Raw genomic sequence first — 18,485 nt, forward strand, 5'->3', positions numbered from 1 at the left:
TGTCTCTTTCATAGGCCAGCTATAATGGCTATCTCAAGCGCATGCGTTATGGATTAGCCCTTTTCTTGTGTTTATTGCCTGCCCTCGTGCGGGCGGATTGCGTTGTTCTGTTGCACGGGCTGGCGCGCAGTGATGCTTCGCTTTTTCTGATGGAAGAGGTGCTCGAGGAGCAGGGCTACACCGTGATCCGCCCGAATTACCCTTCGACGAAGGAAACCGTGGCGTCGCTTGCTACGGCTGTTCTGCCCGAGGCGACCAAGGCCTGTGGTGACGATACGGTGCACTATGTTACGCATTCTATGGGCGGGATTTTGCTGCGCTACTGGTTTGCGGGAGTGAAGCCCGAGAACCTTGGGCGCGTAGTGATGCTGGCCCCGCCCAATCAGGGCTCGGAGGTTGTGGACGAGTTTGGCGATTGGGAGGCGTTTGGCTGGTTCAACGGACCTGCGGGAAAGCAGCTTGGCACGGGGCCCGACGGTATTGCCGCGCATTTGCCGGATGTTGATTTCGATCTGGGCGTGATTGCGGGCAATCGCTCGCTCAGCCCTGCGTTTTCGGTGCTGCTGAAGGGCGCTGACGACGGTAAGGTTTCGGTTGCGTCAACCAAGGTGACAGGCATGAAAGACCATATCGTGCTGCCCGTGACTCATACGTTTCTGATGAACAATCCGCTTGTTGTGGCTCAGGTGTTAGAGTTTTTGCGCAACGGAAAGTTCAACCACGATCTCACCATGCTCAACATGTTTTCAGAGGAAGGGCCGCTGCGAGATGAGTGAGCTTTCGTTGCGTTTGGTCGGTGCGGATGTGCTTGGCCCCGAGGGTTTGGTGCGTGAACCGCTTTCGTTTTCGGACGGGTTGATTTGTGAGGCGGGTGGCCGCGAGGTGAATCTTGCGGGCTATCTTGTTCTGCCCGGGCTTGTGGACATTCATGGCGACGGGTTCGAGCGCCATCTGGCGATGCGTCGTGGTGCGATGAAAGACCTTGGCGCCGGACTGCGCGCGGCAGAGGCCGAGCTTGCCGCCAACGGAATTACCACGGCTGTTATGGCGCAGTTTTTCAGCTGGGAAGGCGGCTATCGGGGCCCCGATTTTGCAGCGCAGTTTCTTGAGGCTCTGGGCCACATGGCGGGAGATACGGTGACGGATCTGCGCAGACAGCTGCGCTTTGAAACCCATATGCTTGAGGACTACGACCGCTTTGAAGCGCTCGTGGCGGAACATGGTGTCGAGTATGTGGTGTTTAACGATCATATCCCGCATGAGCGCCTTGCCAAAGGACTTGTGCCGCGCCGTTTGAACGGGATGGCACTGAAAAGCCGCCGTAGCCCCGAGACGCTACACAAACAGCTGCAAAAGATGCACGACGAGCGCGGGTTGGTGCCAGAGGCCGTCCGCGGGCTGGCCGAGAGGCTGTTGGCGCGTGGTGTGACGCTTGGAAGCCATGATGACCGTTCGCGTGATGACTGTGCCTTTTGGCAAGAGCGAGGCGTAACGCTATCTGAATTCCCCGAGACTTTGGAGGCAGGAGAGGCTGCGTGTGGGCTGGGTGCGGGGGTCATTCTCGGGGCGCCCAATGTGGTGCGCGGCGGCAGCCACAATGGCAATGTGAGCGCAGTGGATATGATCGCGATGGGGCATTGTGATGCGCTTGCTTCGGATTATCATTATCCTTCGCTAAGGCGCGCGGCGTTCTTTGTTGAGGAGGCCGGGATGCTCGATCTGGCAGGCGCTTGGGCGCTTGTGTCTAGCGGGCCAGCGCGGCTTCTGGGCTTTGAGGACCGCGGCTCTCTGGCGGCGGGCAAGCGCGCGGATTTTATGATCGTAGACGGCGAAAGCCGCCGCATGGCCGCGACCATTGCTGGCGGACGGGTGAGCTATATGTCTGGCGATATCGCCAAACGCTTTATTCAAAACGGCAGCTGACCACGCCCCATGGGCCAAAGTCGGCCTCAATCAGGGTGTCGGCAGGGCACTCCAAGGGCCGTATGAACGAGCCTGAAAGAATGACTTGCCCCGCCTCGATGCTTTGCCCGTAAAGCTCCATGCGCGCGGCGAGCCAGACGATGCCTTCGACGGGGTCATTGAGAACACCTGCACCGAGGCCTGTTTCCTCAACCTGCCCGTTCGCGGAGACGATAGCGCCGATCCAGCGCAGGTCTGATGCGGGGTCAAACCGCCCATCCCCCATGACGATGCCGGCGTTGGCAGCGTTGTCGGAGATGGTGTCAAAGATCTTGCGGCTCTGGCCTGTGGCAGGGTCGGCGCGCAGGATGCGGGTGTCGAGAATTTCGATACTTGGCGCGACATAATCTGTGGCGGCAATCACCTGTGCTCGGGTTACTTTTCCCTTGAGGGGGGCCTTCATCACAAAGGCGATTTCGGCCTCGATGCGGGGCTGGATGAAACGGCCCGCAGGGATTACCGCGCCATTTTTGAAGGCCATATCTTCAAGCAACACGCCGCTGTCGGGGATGTCGATATTGAGCGCCATCTGCATTGCGCGCGAAGTGAGGCCGATTTTCCAGCCGATGGTTTTGAGCCCTGCGGCCTTCTTTTGAGCGACAAGCTCGGCCTGGATCGCATAGGCATCATCCATGTTGATCTGCGGATAAGCGACAGAAAGCAGTCCCGTTTGAACGCCCGTTTTCTCGGCTTCAAAAAGTACAGTTGCAGCGGATTTGATCTCGTCAGGTGTCATTCGTCGCGCACCGTGTTTCTGAGCTCGCCGATACCTTCGGCGGCGATGATGATCTCGTCACCCGGCACGAGAAAGCGGGGCGGATCAAAGCGCGCGCCAGCACCTGTGGGGGTGCCTGTGATGATGATATCACCCGGAACCAGAGTGGTGAAGGTCGAGATGTATTCGATCTGTCGACGGATCGGAAAGAGCATTCGCGAGGTGCGGTCATCTTGCCTGAGTTCGCCGTTTACATGGGTTGTGAGGCGGATGTCATCAAGCTGTTCGGCGCGTTCGAAGGGCACAAGCCAAGGGCCGATTGCGCCTGAGTTGTCCCAGTTTTTGCCTTGGGTGACGTTGAATTTTGCGTGGCGCACCCAATCGCGTAAAGTGCCTTCATTACAGAGGCTTATGGCGGCTATATGATCAAATGCATTAGCTTGGGCTATGCGCCTCCCTCCCTTGCCGATGATGACGGCGATTTCGCCTTCATAGTCGAGCTGGGGTGTTTCGGGCGGGCGCACCAGCGCCTCGTCGTGGCCCGTGAAGCTGCGCGCAAAGCGCGGAAAGAGCGACATGTTGGGCGGGGCATCCTGCCCATCTTTATACTCGGCGTTACGGTCAGGAAAGTTGACGCCGACGCAGATTATTTTTTCGGGGTCGGGCACGGGAACTGCGTAGGTGAAGCTGTCGTTGGGGTGGGTTACAGCACGGCCCTCGGCGGCCTTGGCAAGCGCTGGCAAGCCACCTGCCTCGATGACATCACGCATCGTGCTCCATTCGGAGAAATCGGGCGAGAGGGCGATAAAGCCGCCCTCGACGACCGCCCCGTAGAGCTGGCCTGTTTCGGTGTTTACTGTCGCAAAGCGCATGGCTCAGCCTTTCTTGTCGAGAAGTTCAATTTCAATAAACGCGCAGGGGAAGTTATTGCCGCTGATCACATCGTGCTCGACGCCGATTTCGCGATAGTATGGCACGCCGGTTTGCAACGTGGCTGTCATATGCTTTCCCCCGGGCTGCGCAATTTCGAGTGTTCCATCAAACTGCGGGACAACGACATAGTCGTGCTCATGCCTGTGCCAGCCTGTGTTGTCGCCCTTGTTGGCAAAAGACCAGCGGGTGACACGCACGCGGCCATTGTTGATGAGCACTTCGCCCTTAGCTGTTCCTTCAGATGAGTTGCACATGTGGCCTCCTTACGGCGCGATAATCGGCTGCGCCTTGAGTTCACTTTCACGGGTTTCGGCCCCCTCAAAAACACTGCCATGCTCAAACCAAGAACGTGGCGCAGGCGCGCCCCAGAGGGTTTGGCGTTGTGGGTCTTTGAGGTCCCATTTGATTGGCTCAAGGTCCGGATCAACTGTCTGGTAGTCAGAGCAATAAATTTCGATGCGGTGGCCGTCGGGATCATGGATATAGAGAAAGAACGCGTTGGAAATTCCGTGGCGGCCCGGGCCGCGCTCGATGTTGGAAACCCAGCCTGTGGTGGCCATGACATCAAGCAGATCAATGATCGCCAGAGGCGTTGGAACCCAGAAGGCCGTGTGATGCAGGCGCGGGCCTGTGCCGTTGGTGAAAGCCACGTCATGCACGCCGCCTTTGCGGTGCATCCATGCGGCCCAGACTTTGCCGCTGTCGGCATCTTCGGTGTATTCTGTCGTGCGGAAACCCATCTCGTTGTAGAAGGCCACTGAGGCGTCGACATCAGACGAGAACATGTTGAAATGGTCGATACGCAGGGGGCGCACGCCGTGGTAGCGCTTGTACTCCTGATGGATCGGCGCGAGGCGGTCCATGCGCACATAAAACTCAAGCGGGATGCCCCAGGGATCACGGGTGCGCAGGGTCTTACCCATGTGCGGGCGTGTGACCCATTCTGTGGGCAAGCCTTTGGCTTTGAACCATTCTTCAGCTTTCTCAAGGTCGGGTTCATCATAGAGCTTGAAGCCCAAAACGCCCACATCGGCTGCGTCGGCTTTGACCAGAGCGATGCAGTGATGGCCACGCTCTTCAAGGGCGCGCAGGTAGATGCGGCTTTCGTCTTCATGGGTGACTTGCAGGCCGAGGGTGTCGACGTAGAACGCCCGCGATTTGGCGAGGTCTTTCACGCGGTATTCAACATGAGAGAGCCGCACGATGTTGAAATCGGGGTAAAGGTTCGGGGCGGGAACGGGCATGGTGTGTCTCCGGGCTACGAGTGAAGATCAGGCGCCGAGGCGCGGGATGGTGTGCTCGCCGATGGCGAAGCCGATGTGTTTTTGTTCCATGTAGAACTCGAACGACCAGTCGCCGCCGTCGCGGCCTATGCCCGAGGCTTTGACGCCGCCGAAGGGAGTGGGCAGGTGGCGGACATTCTCAGAATTCACCCAGATCATGCCAGCTTCGAGCTTGTCGGTAAAGCGCATGGCGCGGGTGATATCCTGCGTCCAGACGTAGCCTGTGAGGCCATAATCAACGCTGTTGGCGATTTCTAGCGCTTCTTCCTCGGTTTCAAAGGTGAGGGTTGTCAGGACGGGGCCGAAAATTTCCTCCTGAGCGATGCGCATATCGGGGGTGGCATCTGTGAAGAGGGTGGGGGAAACATAGTGACCTTTGCCTGAAGGGGCCTTGCCGCCCGCAGCGATTGTGGCGCCGTCTTTTTTGGCGATATCGAAGTAGGAGCAGACTTTGTCATAGTGGACCTTGTGAATGAGCGGGCCAATTTCTGTATTGGGATCAAGGGGATGACCCACTTTTATGTTGTTCACCCGCTTGACGAGCTTGTCGATAAATTCGCCTGCGATGCTCTTTTGCAAAAGCAGGCGGGAGGAGGATGTGCAGCGTTCTCCGTTGAGGGAGTAAATCATGAAGATCGCGGCATCGAGGGCACGGTCCTGATCAGCATCGTCGAAAACGATTACGGGATTCTTACCACCGAGTTCGAAGTGCACGCGCTTCAGCGATTCGGAGCCTTGGCGCATGATCATGGAGCCTGTTTTGCTCTCGCCGACGAAGGCTATGGCCTTGATCAGTTTGTGCTCGGTGAGTGCCTTTCCTGCGTCTTCGCCAAAGCCGTTCACGAGGTTCCAGACGCCATCGGGCAGGCCCGCTTCATGGGCGATTTCGCAGAGGATACTGGCGGTGACAGGGCTGAACTCGGCGGGTTTGTGAACCACGGTACAACCAGCGGCCAGCGCGGGCGCGATTTTCCATGTGGAGAGCATGAACGGCGTGTTCCATGGCGTGATGACACCGACGGGGCCGATGGGCACGCGGGTTGTCACATTCATCAGCGTGGGTGAGGGCAGCGACTGGCCGTCACGTGCGGCGGGCGCACGGTCGGCAAAGAAGCGGAAGTTCTCTGCGCCGCGCAGGGCGGCCTTGGACATAAAGCGGAGCGGCTGGCCCGTATCAAGACACTCGGCGAAGGCGATTTCTTCGGCGCGGGCTTCAATGCCGTCTGCGATTTTATGCAGTATTTTCTTTCGGTTAACGGCAGGAAGGTCGCGCCATTCAGCGAAGGCGGCGTGGGCGGCGCGGGCGGCAGCGTCGATATCGGCCGCACCGGACTTGGCCACGTTGCAGAGGAAGTCTTCATCGACCGGCGAGTGGTTTTTGAAGGTCTCGCCAGAGAGCGCTGGCAGGGATTTGCCGTTGATGCGGTTCATGACACCAACCTCTTTGAAGCGGGTGAGGTAAGCCTGAGCCTTGGAGATATTTGCGGTTAAATCGCTCATGTCAGTTGTCTTTCTTCAGGTGGTCACGGATGGAGCCGGCCTTGGGGCTTAGGCTGGCGTCGATGTCGCGCATTTCCATGGAAAGGGCGATGGAATGTTGGGCCATGGCAGGGGCGAGAAAGCCCTCTAGGGTCTTGAAAATATGAGATACTGCGGCTTCTTTGGCATCTTGAGGGCGGCCTTCACGCAGGCGGATGCCGAGATCGAGGAAGGCGTGCCGGGGGTCGCCATCGGCGATGCTCACGTGATTGGCTTTGAAGGCTCGGATGCGGATGCCTGCGAGGGGGAAAAGGCCTGTTTCGATGGCCGCGAGGCGGAGCACATCAAGCAGCGCCGGCATATCAACGTGCTCTTCAAGGTTTGCCGAATATTCTATGGAAAAGTGCGGCATCGGTTATGTCCCTCTTATCTAATTAACATGTTAAGTAGATGGGGCGCATGAGTCAAGTCTGAAGTGAATATTACGGCTGCGCACCGCTTGGTTAAGAGCGGGGGAAGGCCGCTGATTCCACGGGGGCGATAAGCGTGCACAGGGCGTGCACCCCCCGTGCACCGCTAAAACCCCGTAGCTGTTAAGGGAAAATTAGCTAATGCGGCGCACGGTGGGGACGTGAAATAGAGAAGGAGTTATGTGCGGATGCCCGAAAATTTGGCGGCCCAGGTTTCACGCTCTTCATCGGTGATTTTGGCAAAGAGGTTGTCCGGAACGGAGAACTCGTGGCCCGCTTCCAGGCTGCCGAGGCTTGCGCGCAGATCATCGGGCCAGCTTGTATCAAGTGTGTTCATCGCGGTGAAAAGCTTTGCCGAGGCTGTCGGAATGAAGGGAGCAGACAGAACCGCATAAAGGCGGATGAGATTGAGCGCGAGACGGATTTGTGCGGCGGCCTTGTCCTCGTCTGTTTTGAAGACGCTCCACGGAGCGGCCTCTTGCAGATATTCATTGCCGGCGGCCCAGATGGCGCGCAGTTCGGCAGCTGATTTGCGCACGTCCATCGCCTCCATGTGTTGCTCGTAAGCACGGATGCGAACCTCGATGTCGGCGATGAGCGCGTCTTCAGTCGGGCCGTATTCACCGGCGCTCGGGACAGTTTCGCCGAACTTGGAGCGGCAGAACTTGGTGACGCGGGAGACGAAATTGCCCAGCACATCGGAGAGGTCTTTGTTCACCGAGGCTTGGAAGTTTTCCCATGTGAACTCGGCGTCCGAGCTTTCGGGCGCGTGAGACAGGAGCCACCAGCGCCAGACATCGGCGGGCAGGATATCGAGCGCCTGATCCTGAAATACGCCACGGCCACGGGAGGTGCTGAACTGACCGCCTTCGTAATTGAGGTAGTTGAAGGATTTGATGTAATCGACAAGCTTCCAAGGTTCGCCCGAGCCCAGAATGGTGGCGGGGAAAGAGAGCGTATGGAAAGGGACGTTATCCTTGCCCATGAACTGGGTGTAGGTGACATCATCGGCGCCTTTGTCGGTGCGCCACCAGCGCTCCCAGTCGCGGCCCTGTCCTGCATCGGCCCATTCCTGCGCGCAGGCGATATACTCGATGGGGGCGTCAAACCAGACGTAGAAGACCTTGCCTTCCATGCCGGGCCAATCCTCGGTTCCGCGCTTGACGGGGATGCCCCAGTTGAGATCGCGGGTGATGCCACGGTCTTGCAGGCCGTCGCCGTCATTGAGCCATTTGTTGGCGATGGAGGTTGTGAGGACGGGCCAGTCTGTTTTGCTGTTGATCCAGTCTTGCAACTGCTCGCGCATGTTTGATTGCTTGAGGTAGAGGTGCTTGGTTTCGCGTTCTTCCAGATCGGTGGCGCCCGAGACGGAGGAGCGCGGATTGATCAGATCGGTCGGGTCGAGTTGTTTGGTGCAGTTGTCGCATTGATCGCCGCGGGCATCTTCAAAGCCGCAGTTGGGGCAGGTGCCTTCAATGTAGCGATCCGGCAGGAAGCGGCCATCGGCCGGGGAGTAGATCTGTTTTTCTGTGACCTCTTCGATGAGGCCCGCTTTATAGAGCGCGCCTGCGAAGTGTTGTGTGAGCGCGTGGTTTTGCGCACTGGACGAGCGGCCGAAGTGATCAAACGAGAGCCCGAAGCCTTTGGCGATATTGGCCTGGACCTCGTGCATTTCGGCGCAGAAGTCGGCGACGGGTTTGCCGGCTTTGGCGGCGGCGAGTTCGGCGGGCGTTCCGTGTTCATCGGTGGCGCAGAGGAAGAGCACCTCATGGCCGCGCTGGCGCAGGTAGCGGGCGTAAAGATCGGCTGGGAGCTGGGAGCCGACGAGGTTGCCCAGATGTTTGATCCCGTTGATGTAGGGGATTGCCGAGGTGATGAGGTGACGTGCCATCTGGAGAGCCTTTGTTTTGCGCTTTGGCGGGTGTGTAACGGATGATTTGCGTAGGTTCTACAGGTTTCGGATTTTCGCTTCGCGAAAACCCGACCCGCCGGGGGCTTTGCCCCCGGACCCCCAAGGTATTTTGAACAGAATAAGCCGGGGGAGTCAGGGTTTGTCGCGGCTCCGGCCCAGGAGGCGGCCAATGGTGAAGGACGTGCGGGGTGCATAGATGTAGGGCGTGCGCTGGGCGGGGCTGGCGCGTTTGCGCATGCGGGCAAGGCCGAATACGGCGAGGCCCGCGTGGCCCACGGCAATCATGATGAAGAGAGCCGGCGGGCCGAAGGCTTCCATGAGGTATGAGGCGACGAGCGGCGCGGCGATGGCACCTGTGGCGAACCAGAACATGAGCGCGGCGGAGAGCTCGACGCGTTCTTCGGAGCTTGCGAAATCATGGGCATGAGCGGCGGCGACAGAGTAGATCGGGAAGGTGGTGAGGCCGAAGAAAGCGGCGTTGAGGAGGATACCTGTTGTGCTGAGGTTTTGCAGCAGGGCTGTGGACGCGCAACTCATGATGGCGGCGACGGAGAGCCAGATCAGCACCCACCGACGATCGTATTTATCGGCGAGCCAGCCGACCGGGTATTGTGCGAGAGCGCCGCCGAGGACGAAAGCGGCGAGAAAGGTTGCGATCTGGGTCACTTGCAGGCCGACTTCCTGGCCATAGACCGGGCCGACCATGCGGAACGAGGCCGAACTGAGGGCGGCGACCACAACGCCTACGGCGGCGAGCGGAGAGCGCGCGACAGCCAGCATCGGACGCAGGCGCGGGGCGCTCGGAGTTTCGGGCTGGCTGGCCGAAGTGAGTGTGAGTGGCAGGATCGCGGCGCAGCACAGGATGGCGAGGATCGAGTAGGAAACATAGTGCGCGGGGGCGAGAAAGCCGATGAGCAGTTGGCTGAACAGCGAGCCGCTCATATCGACAAGGCGGTAGACACCCATGGTGCGGCCGCGGGTTTCATTTGTGACTTTTGCTTGCAGCCAGGCTTCGATGACGGTGTAACAGCCCGCCACGCAGAGGCCGGAAGCGATCCGCATCAGCGCCCAGGCATAGGGGCCGATCACGATGTAATGCGCCAGAAGGGCGATGGCCCCGAGCGATGTGAAGGCGGCAAAAGCGCGGGAGTGACCGACGGATCCCATGAGGCGCGGTGCCCACCAGCACCCAATGAAAAAGCCGAGGAAATGTGCGGAGCCGAGCAGACCGATCTCGGCGCGGGAAAAACCCAGAGCGATGCCTGAAAGCGCATCAAGCGGGCCGACCCCACCTGTCGAGAGTTGCAAGAGCGCCACTGACATAAACAGGGCGGCGAAGGAGATCAGGAGGCGCATATCAGAGCCAGCATGGCAGCGGGTCAGGTATTAGCAAGCATGTTTTCGACTTTCGGGTGTCGTATTTGCCTGCTGTGGCCCTGCTGTTCAGTCATCCGGGCGTGACAGTTCGAACACTTCGCGCACAACGCTATATTCGCGGTAGCCCATGCGGGCGAGCGGGTTAAAGCGGGTAGCGTCAAACTGGCCGTTGACCATGCAATCATCGCGCAGGTGGATGCCCGTGACCTCGCCGATGACAACGTAGTTGGATGCGCCACGGCTTTTGTGGATATCGACCAGTTTGCACTCCATCGAGGCGGGTGCGCCTTCAAGCCTTGCGCAGGGGATGGTTTCGCACGCCGTGCGGGTGAGCCCCGCGTGATCAAACTCCGAGATCCCGGCAGGCAAAGTCTGCGAACTCGCGTTCATTGCATCGGTCGCCGCTTCCTCGACGAGGTTCACGCAGAAGACGCCGCTTTCGCGGATATTGGCGAGGGTATCTTTTGTGCCGTCGCGGTCTTCTTTTGTACCCGTTGAAGCAAACATCACCTGCGGAGGCACATAGGCTGCACCCGAAAAGAAGGAATAGGGCGCAAGATTGTCGATACCTGCGCTGCCGCGGGTTGATATCCATGCGATCGGGCGGGGGACAATGAGGGCATTGAACGGGTTGTGCGGAAGGCCGTGGCCCTCCTCCGGGCGGAAAAACATGGCGCGGGCTCCTTCGTGGCGTTTGCCCCGTGCATAGCGCCGTGCTAGGGGCGTTTCCAGTGCAAAGGAGGTTTTGCCGCGTGATCAAGCTGAGCCCCGAGCAGCCTGAGGAGGGCTGGGAGGTTGAGACACTTTATGATTTGTGCTTCGCGCCCGGGCGTGAGGGGCTTTCTTCCTATCGTTTGCGCGATGGCGTTGCACCGGCCGAGGGGCTGAGCCATGTGGCGCGCGACGAGTTTGGCGAGCTGGCAGGGGCAATCCGTTACTGGCCCGTCAGGATCGGGCCTGCGCGTGCCTTGCTGCTGGGGCCTGTGGCCGTGCATCCGACACGTCAGGGCGAGGGGGTGGGCGGGTTGCTCATCCGCGAAAGCCTGGCGGCGGCCAGCGCGGGCGGCTGGGCGCGGGTGATGCTTGTGGGCGATGCGCCCTATTATGTGCGCTTTGGTTTTACGCCGCTGGCGAATGTGGAAATGCCGCCGCCGACCAACCCTGCACGGGTGCTGGGATTTGAGCTTCAAGACGGGGCTTGGAACGGCATTACGGGGAAAGTCACGAAAGACGCTTGAAAACCAAAGCGCTGCGCACGATCTTTAAGGCATGACACAGAGCATGGATATACGCGGTATGGAGATACTGGGCGCGCCGATTTCCGAAGCCGAAGTCGAGGCCGAGCTTACCGCGCTGGCGCGGCGTTACGGGCGCGCAGGCGGTTTGGTGATTGATCTGCTCAACCAGATCGGCGGTCAGGCCGACAGCCTGCTGGAGCGCTTGCCAAGGCCTGTGCGCGAAGGGCTGGAAAGCCAGACCGAACGCGCTTTGCGCCTGGCCCTTGATGCGGCGACACGCTCGCGCAGCACTATGGCGGGCGAGCCAAGCTGGATGACCCGCGCCTTGACAACGGCCATGGGCGCGGCGGGCGGCTTTGGCGGGCTGCCCTCGGCTTTGGCCGAACTGCCGGTGACAACAACAGTGCTCTTGCGGGCCATCCAGACGATTGCCGAGGAGCACGGGTTTGACACCTCTGAAGAGGCCGTGAAATACGATTGTATCACTGTTTTTGCCGTGGCAGGGCCGCTGGATGGCGATGACGGTGCGGATCTTGCGTTTCTCTCCACGCGGATCATGGTTAACGGAGCCGCCTTGAGCGGGTTGATTGCGCGGATTGCACCGCGCCTCTCCGTTGTTTTGGGCCAGAAACTTGCGGCTCAGACCGTGCCTGTTTTGGGCGCGGCGGCGGGGGCTGCGACGAATTACGCCTACACGAGCTATTATCAGGACATGGCGCATGTGCATTTCGGCCTACGTCGCCTCGCGATCAATTCGGACCTTTCGCATGATGATCTGCTGGCACGATTCAAAACAAAGATACGCAAAACCAAGATCAACCGCACCAGCTAGGCGCTCCTTGTCTTTTTCTTGCTAAAAATATCCTCGCCGAAGGCATAAAAGTCGGGGCCGAGCGAAGCGAGGCCCCCGCCGCGATGCGCGTAGCGCAGCGCAAAACCTCAGTTGAGGGAGCGGATATACTCGACAACCGCTGGCCGAACCGATTGATCGCCGCGTTCGGCGGCGGCGTCAATGAGGGCTTTGACCTCGCCCAAGTCCACGCGGCGCAGCAGGCTTTTGACGGGACCGATGGAGGCGGGCCGCATTGACAGTGTGCGCAGGCCGATGGCTGCGAGGCAGACCGCTTCGAGCGGGCGGCCCGCGTCTTCACCGCAAAAGCTGAGCGGGGTGTTCGAGCCGGCGCAGCGTTTCACGATGCCTTCCAGAAACGTCAGAAAGCTCACGTTGAGGCTGTCATAGCGGCGGCGGACGCGTTCGTTTTCTCTATCGGCGGCGAAGAAGAATTGTTTCAGGTCGTTGCCGCCGATAGAGAGAAAATCAACCTCGTCAAAGAATTTGTCAGGGGCAAAGGCCAGTGAGGGCGTTTCCAGCATCGCGCCGATTTCGAGAGTGTCGGGCAGGGAGTGGCCGAGCACTTTTTCGCGTGCGATGGCTTTGTCCATCTCGTCGCGGGCGGCGCGGAACTCTTCGGACTGGGCCACAAAAGGGAACATCACCGTCAGGGGGCGGCCGTTTGCGGCGCGCAGAAGCGCTTGAAGTTGCATGCGCATGATGCCGGGTTTGTCGAGACCCACACGGATGGCGCGCCAGCCAAGCGCGGGGTTCGGCTCGTCGTGGGGCTTCATGTAGGGGAGCACCTTGTCAGAGCCGATATCGAGCGTGCGAAACACCACACGTTTGCCCTGTGCCGCATCAAGAACACGCGCATAAAGCGCGGAGAGTTCGGAGCGCCGTGGCATCTGGTTACGCACCAGAAATTGCAATTCGGTGCGGAACAGGCCGACGCCATCGGCACCTGATCCGTCAAGCGAGGGCAGATCGGCCATGAGGCCTGCATTCATGTGCAGGTTGATTGTCTGGGCATCGCGCGTTTCGGCGGGCTTGTCGCGAATTGAGGCGTAGCGCTCCTGGGCATCCGCCTGCATTGCGATTTTGTCACGAAAGGCGGCGACGACGCTGTCATCCGGGCGCAGGTGTGTGACACCCTGATCGCCATCAACCATGATGTGATCGCCGTTAAGCGCCTCTGTGGTGATGCGGGTGGCATGCACGACAAGCGGAATTGCCAATGCGCGGGCAACGATGGCGGCGTGGGAGCCGACAGAGCCTTCTTCGAGCACGATGCCTTTGAGCGAGCGGCCATAATCGAGCAGTTCGGCGGGGCCGATATTGCGCGCAATCAGCACGGGATCGGACGGCATTTCGGCCCCGGTGTTGAGCCCCTGTCCCGTGAGGATGCGCAAAAGGCGGTTGGAGAGATCATCGAGATCATGCAGGCGCTCGCGCAGGTAGGCATCTTTTACCTGCTGCATACGGGCGCGGGCGGTGGATTGTTCTTTTTCGACAGCGGCTTCGGCGGAGAGGCCGCGGCCGATGTCTTGCTCCATGCGGCTCATCCAGCCTTTGGAATTGGCGAACATGCGGTAGGCTTCGAGCACGTCGAGCTGTTCTTTGCCGCCGCCGCGCGCGCCTGCGAGCATTTTGTCAACGCCCACGCGCAACTCCTCGACCGCTTCGTTGAGGCGTTCCAATTCGCGGTGCGGGTCTTCGGCGAAGGGGTTTGTCACCACCACGCGGGGTTCGTGCAGCCAGACGTGGCCTTCGGCCGCGCCTTCCTGTCCTGTTGTGCCGCGCACAAGGACGGGTTGGGTGTGGCGCGCCGAAAGGGCCGCTCCCTCTCCGATAAAGGCGCCAAGCTCGGCCATTTCGGCGAGCACCATGGCGACAACTTCGAGGGCATCGACCTCTTCATCGGCAAATTCGCGGGCGTCTTTGGTCTGGACAACAAGCACGCCGAGCTTTTCGCCCAAGCGCTGGATCGGCACGCCGAGGAAGCTGGAGTAAATTTCTTCGCCTGTTTCGGGCATGAAGCGGAAACCGCGTTCGGAAGGGGCATCGGGGGTGTTGATCCGCTGGCCCTTGCGCGCGACGCGCCCAACGAGGCCTTCGCCTATTCTGAGACGGGTCTGGTGGACAGATTCGGCCTTGAGGCCTTCGGTGGCGCAGAGTTCGAGTGTGTCATCGTCGCGAAAGAGGTAGACCGAGCAAACCTCTGAGTGCATTTCTTCGGCGATAAGCTTGGTGATGGTATCAAGCCGCGCCTGACCGGCACTGTCCTCGGCCATAACCTCGCGCAGACGGGCCAGCATATGCCGGCTGTCTGTTTTGATTGGGACGCTTGGCTCTGTCATTTTATTGCGGGCCTTGTGTGGTCTGACCCAAGGAAAACCTCAGGCCTGTTTCTCAAGCTCAAACGCATCATGCAGCGCTTGGACGGCGAGTTCCATGTATTTCCTGTCGATCAGCACGGAAATCTTGATTTCCGATGTCGCAATAACCTTAATGTTTATTCCTTCATCAGATAGCGTTTTGAACATGGTCGCGGCCACGCCGGATTGGCTGCGCATACCGATTCCCACGGCCGAAACCTTGGCTACATCGGTGTCGGCAACGAGGTTGTGATAGTTGATTTCGCCGCTTTCTTTGGCGTTTTCCATGGCTTTCTCGGCGCGCTTCACCTGATCGACGGGGCAGGAGAAAGTCATGTCGGTGCGGCCGTCTTCGGCGATGTTCTGGATGATCATATCGACGTTGATGCCGGCCTCGGAGAGCGGGCCGAAGATTGCTGCGGCAATGCCGGGGCGGTCGGCCACGGAGAGCAGCGTCATTTTGGCTTCATCGCGGGAATAGGCGATGCCTGATACGGGGCGGTTTTCCATAACTTCCTCCTCATCGCAAACGAGCGTGCCCGCATCGTCGGATTGTTCTTCAAAAGAGCTTAGCACTCTGAGTTTGACTTTGTAGCGCATGGCCAGTTCGACCGAGCGGGTTTGCAGGACTTTTGCACCAAGCGAGGCCAGCTCAAGCATTTCCTCGAAGGCGATTTTATCAAGCTTGCGGGCCTTGGACGAGATGCGCGGATCGGTGGTGTAGACGCCGTCGACATCGGTGTAGATATCGCAGCGCTCGGCCTTGAACGCCGCCGCAAAGGCGACAGCCGTTGTATCGGAGCCGCCGCGGCCCAGTGTTGTGATGCGCCCTTCGGGGCTGATGCCTTGAAAGCCTGCCACAACGGCCACGCGCATACCTTCGGCAAACTTTGCTTCGATATTGGCGGGGGGGATATCTTCAATCCGTGCAGAGGCATGGGCCGAAGTGGTTTTCACAGGCACTTGCCAGCCCTGCCAAGAGCGTGCGGGGATGTCCATTTCCTGCAATGTCAGCGCCATGAGGCCCGCTGTCACATTTTCACCCGAGGAAACGACCGCGTCGTATTCGCGCGCGTCATAGAGCGGGGAGGTTTCATTGACCCAGCCGACAAGCTCGTTTGTCTTGCCGGACATAGCCGAGACAATCACGATCACATCATAGCCCTTGGCCACTTCAACGCCCACGCGCTTGGCTGCGCGGCGGATGCGGTCGGGGTTGGCGACGGATGTGCCGCCGAATTTCATCACCAGAACGGGCATGGGAGGCCTCTTTATTACGTGAAGCGCGGTTTAGTCTCTCTGAGACGTGAGAGCAAGAGCGTGATGCCGCGTCAAAATGAGCGACTCAATAGGGGTGATCGCGGCCATCCCATGTGCGAAAGCAGCCTGTTGTCTCGAGGCTGAGGGCGTCGAACTCCTTGATCAGGCCTTCAGCGGACTGGGCCACGTCTATATCGCCACCTTCACCGCCCATTTCGGTGCGGACCCAACCCGGGTGATAGCAGCCCACGGCGATGCCTTCAGGTTTCAGATCGGTTGCGAGATTGCGCGCGAGGTTGAGCGCGGCGGCTTTGGAACTGCGGTAGATATAACTGCCGCCCGGCGCGCGGGTGTCGCTGCCCATTTGCGAAGAAATGATCGCGATTTTGGGCGCTTCGGAGCGCAGGAGATGCGGCAGGAAGGCCTGAACGGTGAGAAAGACGCCTGTTACATTGGTGGCGAACGTATCAGCCCACATTTGCGCGGGGTAGCCATCTTCCAGAATCTGGCCCTTGTCCTGATAGATGCCTGCGTTGCAGACGAGCAGATCGACTGTCTCGGTTGACATGGCATTGGCCAGCGCCTTGACGCTGGCGGGATTGGTCACATCGAGGGCGGCGTAGCCATCACCGCTGCGGGCGGTGGCTGTGACAGTGTCGCCCGTGACAGTGTAAAGCTCGGAGAGACGTGCGCCAATGCCACGATTGGCCCCGGTGATGAGAATATGGCTCAATTTGATCTCCTGTTCGGCTTGAAGGGCAGGGGCATGACAGGCACACCATCCTCGATGAGCTTTTTGGCCTCTTCCACCTTGGCTTCGCCATAGATTGCACGCTCCGGCGCATCGCCCAAGTGCATTTTGCGGGCCTCGGCGGCGAATTTGGGGCCGACATATTCGGAATTGGCCTCAATTTTGCGGCGCATCTCGGACAATGCCTGTTCGGCGGGGTGCGCGGGCTGGCTGAGTGCGCCTTTTGACGTATCGCGCGTGCTGACCCGCGGCGCCATGAGGGATTTTTCAACCTCGGGCGAGCCGCAGACGGCGCATTCTATTTTGCCGGACGCGCGCAGACTCTCGAAGGCTTCAGAGGACTGAAACCAGCTGTCAAAGCTGTGGCCATGTGCGCATTTGAGCGAAAAACTGATCATCGCGTGCCTTTAAGGTATCGTTAGTAAATAGATAAGCTTTGTGGCGCGTCGTGCAAGCCTTGTGCGGGCCTCAGGCTTCGAGCAGGCGGGGATCGAAAGTCTTGAGGATTTTCTTCAGTTCCGGTTCCGAGACTTTACCTGCCGCCTTTTTCGGGCTGAACCACTTGCGGCGGCGCTGGCCTTTTTCGGGGAAGTTCTTTTCAAGCGAGGTGACGTGCACAGGGTAGACCAATGCGATGCAAGGCAAGCTTTCTTTCGGGCTGAGTTCTTTGGTGTAGGAAAACAGCCCCAAGCAGCGATCATAGGCCTTTCCCTTCACGCCCGCTTCTTCCCATGCTTCTTGCAGCGCGGCTTCTGCGGGGGTTTTCTCGGCCATTGGCCAGCCTTTGGGGATGATCCAGCGCTGGGAGCCGCGCGAGGTGATGAGCAAGACTTCGGGCTCACCTTTTCGCATCCGGTAGCAGAGCGCTGCGAACTGGCTGCGCACATCGGTTTTGCGCGCGCCTTTGAGCAGGATCGGGAGTTGTTTCGGGCCTTGAATGACCATGGCTTCGGGCTTCTCTTTCATTGTCCTGCGCTCGTTTTAAGCAGAAAGTTTGAATCAAAACTGAAGCCTTGGCCAGCCCTTCCTTGGGGGGCGCGCGATTTTGCCCCCCAAGATGTTGTAATTTGTGCCCGATTTACGCCGGATTAGCGCGTGTAGATGACGGGGAACCAATCGTCGCGCAAGCGCTCGCCTGCTTTCATGCCGTGATCGGGGAAGGGTGGCGAGGTCGGGCCGGGGCGCTCGACATAGCGGGCATCATCGCCGACAAGGCGCAGGCTGAAGGCGCGACGGCGGGTTTGGGAGGTGTTGCCGCGTGCGCCGTGCAGGATGGCGTAGTTGAAGGCGACGGCATCGCCCGGCTCCATCTCCCATTCGCGAATGTCCATGCCTTCGGCTTCGGGGTCGGGGACGGGCATATAATCTTCCTTATTGGGGAAATAGCTCTCGCCTGCGACCCAACGCATTGGCATCACTGGCTTTTCCCAAGCGTGGCTGCCTGCGACACAGCGCAGGGCGGCGTCTTTCACGGGGTCGAGCGGTGACCAGAAGCTGACATTTTGCACGCCATCGACGAAGTAGTAAGGCCCGTCAGTGTGCCAAGGGGTCGCCATCGAGGTGCCCGGCTCCTTGACGAGGACATGGTCGTGGAACATTTGTGTCGTTTGGCTGCCCATCAGGTCGGCGGCAACTTCGGCGGCGGGGGAGTGTGCGATGACCTCGGCGAACTCCGGAATGCGCTGCCAGTTGCAATAATCATCAAAGAAGCGGCCTTTTTCGCCGTCTTTTTTATTTTCGGACGCGAAAGGGCCTGGCTCGGTCATGTTGCGTTCAACACCTGCGCGCAAGGTTTCGACATGGTCATTGAAGAGGCCTCGAATGACGATGACACCGTCGCGCTGGTAGGTCTCGATCTGGTCTTGGGTGAGAAGCGGATGAGGCATGTTGGGCTC

The 18,485-nt window shown here is 59.5% G+C and carries 19 protein-coding genes; 4 read left to right on the top strand and 15 right to left on the bottom strand.

What is annotated here, in order from left to right:
• Nucleotides 1–41: 41 nt before the first annotated feature.
• On the top strand, nucleotides 42–776 hold the full coding sequence (locus OE750_RS15120; protein WP_263765147.1) for an alpha/beta fold hydrolase: 735 nt from the start codon (nucleotides 42–44) through the stop codon (nucleotides 774–776).
• Nucleotides 769–1,923, top strand: coding sequence for an alpha-D-ribose 1-methylphosphonate 5-triphosphate diphosphatase (locus OE750_RS15125; protein ID WP_263765148.1), 1,155 nt, complete (start codon nucleotides 769–771; stop codon nucleotides 1,921–1,923). The genes OE750_RS15120 and OE750_RS15125 overlap by 8 nt, the downstream gene beginning before the upstream one ends.
• Here OE750_RS15125 and hpaH read toward each other — a convergent pair.
• From hpaH to OE750_RS15170, 9 genes are all read right to left on the bottom strand, one after another.
• Complete coding sequence (gene hpaH, locus OE750_RS15130) at nucleotides 1,904–2,698, bottom strand: 2-oxo-hept-4-ene-1,7-dioate hydratase (RefSeq protein WP_263765149.1); 795 nt, start codon at nucleotides 2,696–2,698, stop codon at nucleotides 1,904–1,906. The genes OE750_RS15125 and hpaH overlap by 20 nt on opposite strands.
• Nucleotides 2,695–3,549: a fumarylacetoacetate hydrolase family protein gene (locus OE750_RS15135; RefSeq protein WP_263765150.1), complete on the bottom strand. Its 855-nt coding sequence runs from the start codon at nucleotides 3,547–3,549 to the stop codon at nucleotides 2,695–2,697. Before OE750_RS15135 ends, hpaH begins: the two co-directional genes overlap by 4 nt.
• A 3-nt stretch (nucleotides 3,550–3,552) precedes the next feature.
• Complete coding sequence (locus OE750_RS15140) at nucleotides 3,553–3,864, bottom strand: cupin domain-containing protein (RefSeq protein ID WP_263765151.1); 312 nt, start codon at nucleotides 3,862–3,864, stop codon at nucleotides 3,553–3,555.
• 9 nt (nucleotides 3,865–3,873) lie between these two features.
• Nucleotides 3,874–4,854 carry a 3,4-dihydroxyphenylacetate 2,3-dioxygenase gene (gene hpaD, locus OE750_RS15145; RefSeq protein WP_263765152.1) on the bottom strand — a complete coding sequence of 327 codons (981 nt, stop codon included), beginning with the start codon at nucleotides 4,852–4,854 and terminating at the stop codon, nucleotides 3,874–3,876.
• 27 nt (nucleotides 4,855–4,881) lie between these two features.
• Nucleotides 4,882–6,393, bottom strand: coding sequence for a 5-carboxymethyl-2-hydroxymuconate semialdehyde dehydrogenase (hpaE, locus tag OE750_RS15150; RefSeq protein WP_263765153.1), 1,512 nt, complete (start codon nucleotides 6,391–6,393; stop codon nucleotides 4,882–4,884).
• Between the two features lies 1 nt (nucleotide 6,394).
• The gene (locus OE750_RS15155) at nucleotides 6,395–6,784 is read right to left on the bottom strand and encodes a 5-carboxymethyl-2-hydroxymuconate Delta-isomerase (protein ID WP_263765154.1); all 390 of its coding nucleotides are present in this window, start codon (nucleotides 6,782–6,784) and stop codon (nucleotides 6,395–6,397) included.
• Between the two features lie 236 nt (nucleotides 6,785–7,020).
• Nucleotides 7,021–8,733, bottom strand: coding sequence for a methionine--tRNA ligase (gene metG / locus OE750_RS15160; RefSeq protein ID WP_263765155.1), 1,713 nt, complete (start codon nucleotides 8,731–8,733; stop codon nucleotides 7,021–7,023).
• 153 nt (nucleotides 8,734–8,886) lie between these two features.
• Nucleotides 8,887–10,110, bottom strand: coding sequence for an MFS transporter (locus tag OE750_RS15165; protein ID WP_263765156.1), 1,224 nt, complete (start codon nucleotides 10,108–10,110; stop codon nucleotides 8,887–8,889).
• An 87-nt stretch (nucleotides 10,111–10,197) separates the two neighbouring features.
• On the bottom strand, nucleotides 10,198–10,803 hold the full coding sequence (locus tag OE750_RS15170; RefSeq protein WP_263765157.1) for a flavin reductase family protein: 606 nt from the start codon (nucleotides 10,801–10,803) through the stop codon (nucleotides 10,198–10,200).
• A gap of 80 nt (nucleotides 10,804–10,883) precedes the next feature.
• Between OE750_RS15170 and OE750_RS15175 the strand changes: the two genes are divergently transcribed.
• Nucleotides 10,884–11,369: a GNAT family N-acetyltransferase gene (locus OE750_RS15175; protein ID WP_263765158.1), complete on the top strand. Its 486-nt coding sequence runs from the start codon at nucleotides 10,884–10,886 to the stop codon at nucleotides 11,367–11,369.
• Between the two features lie 31 nt (nucleotides 11,370–11,400).
• Nucleotides 11,401–12,201, top strand: a complete 801-nt coding sequence (locus tag OE750_RS15180; RefSeq protein ID WP_263765159.1) for an EcsC family protein — start codon at nucleotides 11,401–11,403, stop codon at nucleotides 12,199–12,201.
• A gap of 107 nt (nucleotides 12,202–12,308) precedes the next feature.
• Here OE750_RS15180 and ptsP read toward each other — a convergent pair whose 3' ends face one another.
• From ptsP to OE750_RS15210, 6 genes are all read right to left on the bottom strand, one after another.
• A complete protein-coding gene (gene ptsP / locus OE750_RS15185; RefSeq protein ID WP_263765160.1) occupies nucleotides 12,309–14,561 on the bottom strand; it encodes a phosphoenolpyruvate--protein phosphotransferase in 2,253 nt (750 codons plus the stop codon).
• A gap of 39 nt (nucleotides 14,562–14,600) precedes the next feature.
• On the bottom strand, nucleotides 14,601–15,839 hold the full coding sequence (locus tag OE750_RS15190; protein ID WP_263765161.1) for an aspartate kinase: 1,239 nt from the start codon (nucleotides 15,837–15,839) through the stop codon (nucleotides 14,601–14,603).
• Between the two features lie 85 nt (nucleotides 15,840–15,924).
• Nucleotides 15,925–16,572 carry an SDR family oxidoreductase gene (locus OE750_RS15195; RefSeq protein WP_263765162.1) on the bottom strand — a complete coding sequence of 216 codons (648 nt, stop codon included), beginning with the start codon at nucleotides 16,570–16,572 and terminating at the stop codon, nucleotides 15,925–15,927.
• Entirely contained in the window at nucleotides 16,569–16,988 is a 420-nt protein-coding gene (locus OE750_RS15200; RefSeq protein ID WP_263765163.1) for a DUF1178 family protein, read from the bottom strand. The genes OE750_RS15195 and OE750_RS15200 overlap by 4 nt, the downstream gene beginning before the upstream one ends.
• A 70-nt stretch (nucleotides 16,989–17,058) precedes the next feature.
• Nucleotides 17,059–17,556 (bottom strand): NUDIX hydrolase, encoded by a 498-nt coding sequence (locus tag OE750_RS15205; RefSeq protein WP_318528003.1) that lies wholly within the window; start codon nucleotides 17,554–17,556, stop codon nucleotides 17,059–17,061.
• A 122-nt stretch (nucleotides 17,557–17,678) separates the two neighbouring features.
• Complete coding sequence (locus OE750_RS15210; RefSeq protein ID WP_263765164.1) at nucleotides 17,679–18,476, bottom strand: phytanoyl-CoA dioxygenase family protein; 798 nt, start codon at nucleotides 18,474–18,476, stop codon at nucleotides 17,679–17,681.
• Between the last annotated feature and the right edge of the window lie 9 nt (nucleotides 18,477–18,485).

Source organism: Lentibacter sp. XHP0401 (assembly GCF_025751535.1).
GTDB lineage: Bacteria > Pseudomonadota > Alphaproteobacteria > Rhodobacterales > Rhodobacteraceae > Lentibacter.

Bases quoted from the DNA above. Each gene is read 5' to 3' on its own strand.
- OE750_RS15200 (WP_263765163.1), bottom strand. From the start codon at position 16,988: ATGATCAGTTTTTCGCTCAAATGCGCACATGGCCACAGCTTTGACAGC.
- hpaE (WP_263765153.1), bottom strand. From the start codon at position 6,393: ATGAGCGATTTAACCGCAAATATCTCCAAGGCTCAGGCTTACCTCACC.
- OE750_RS15120 (WP_263765147.1), top strand. From the start codon at position 42: ATGCGTTATGGATTAGCCCTTTTCTTGTGTTTATTGCCTGCCCTCGTG.
- OE750_RS15140 (WP_263765151.1), bottom strand. From the start codon at position 3,864: ATGTGCAACTCATCTGAAGGAACAGCTAAGGGCGAAGTGCTCATCAAC.
- OE750_RS15165 (WP_263765156.1), bottom strand. From the start codon at position 10,110: ATGCGCCTCCTGATCTCCTTCGCCGCCCTGTTTATGTCAGTGGCGCTC.
- metG (WP_263765155.1), bottom strand. From the start codon at position 8,733: ATGGCACGTCACCTCATCACCTCGGCAATCCCCTACATCAACGGGATC.
- OE750_RS15180 (WP_263765159.1), top strand. From the start codon at position 11,401: ATGACACAGAGCATGGATATACGCGGTATGGAGATACTGGGCGCGCCG.
- OE750_RS15125 (WP_263765148.1), top strand. From the start codon at position 769: ATGAGTGAGCTTTCGTTGCGTTTGGTCGGTGCGGATGTGCTTGGCCCC.
- OE750_RS15170 (WP_263765157.1), bottom strand. From the start codon at position 10,803: ATGTTTTTCCGCCCGGAGGAGGGCCACGGCCTTCCGCACAACCCGTTC.
- OE750_RS15190 (WP_263765161.1), bottom strand. From the start codon at position 15,839: ATGCCCGTTCTGGTGATGAAATTCGGCGGCACATCCGTCGCCAACCCC.
- OE750_RS15155 (WP_263765154.1), bottom strand. From the start codon at position 6,784: ATGCCGCACTTTTCCATAGAATATTCGGCAAACCTTGAAGAGCACGTT.
- hpaD (WP_263765152.1), bottom strand. From the start codon at position 4,854: ATGCCCGTTCCCGCCCCGAACCTTTACCCCGATTTCAACATCGTGCGG.
- hpaH (WP_263765149.1), bottom strand. From the start codon at position 2,698: ATGACACCTGACGAGATCAAATCCGCTGCAACTGTACTTTTTGAAGCC.
- OE750_RS15210 (WP_263765164.1), bottom strand. From the start codon at position 18,476: ATGCCTCATCCGCTTCTCACCCAAGACCAGATCGAGACCTACCAGCGC.
- ptsP (WP_263765160.1), bottom strand. From the start codon at position 14,561: ATGACAGAGCCAAGCGTCCCAATCAAAACAGACAGCCGGCATATGCTG.
- OE750_RS15205 (WP_318528003.1), bottom strand. From the start codon at position 17,556: ATGAAAGAGAAGCCCGAAGCCATGGTCATTCAAGGCCCGAAACAACTC.
- OE750_RS15135 (WP_263765150.1), bottom strand. From the start codon at position 3,549: ATGCGCTTTGCGACAGTAAACACCGAAACAGGCCAGCTCTACGGGGCG.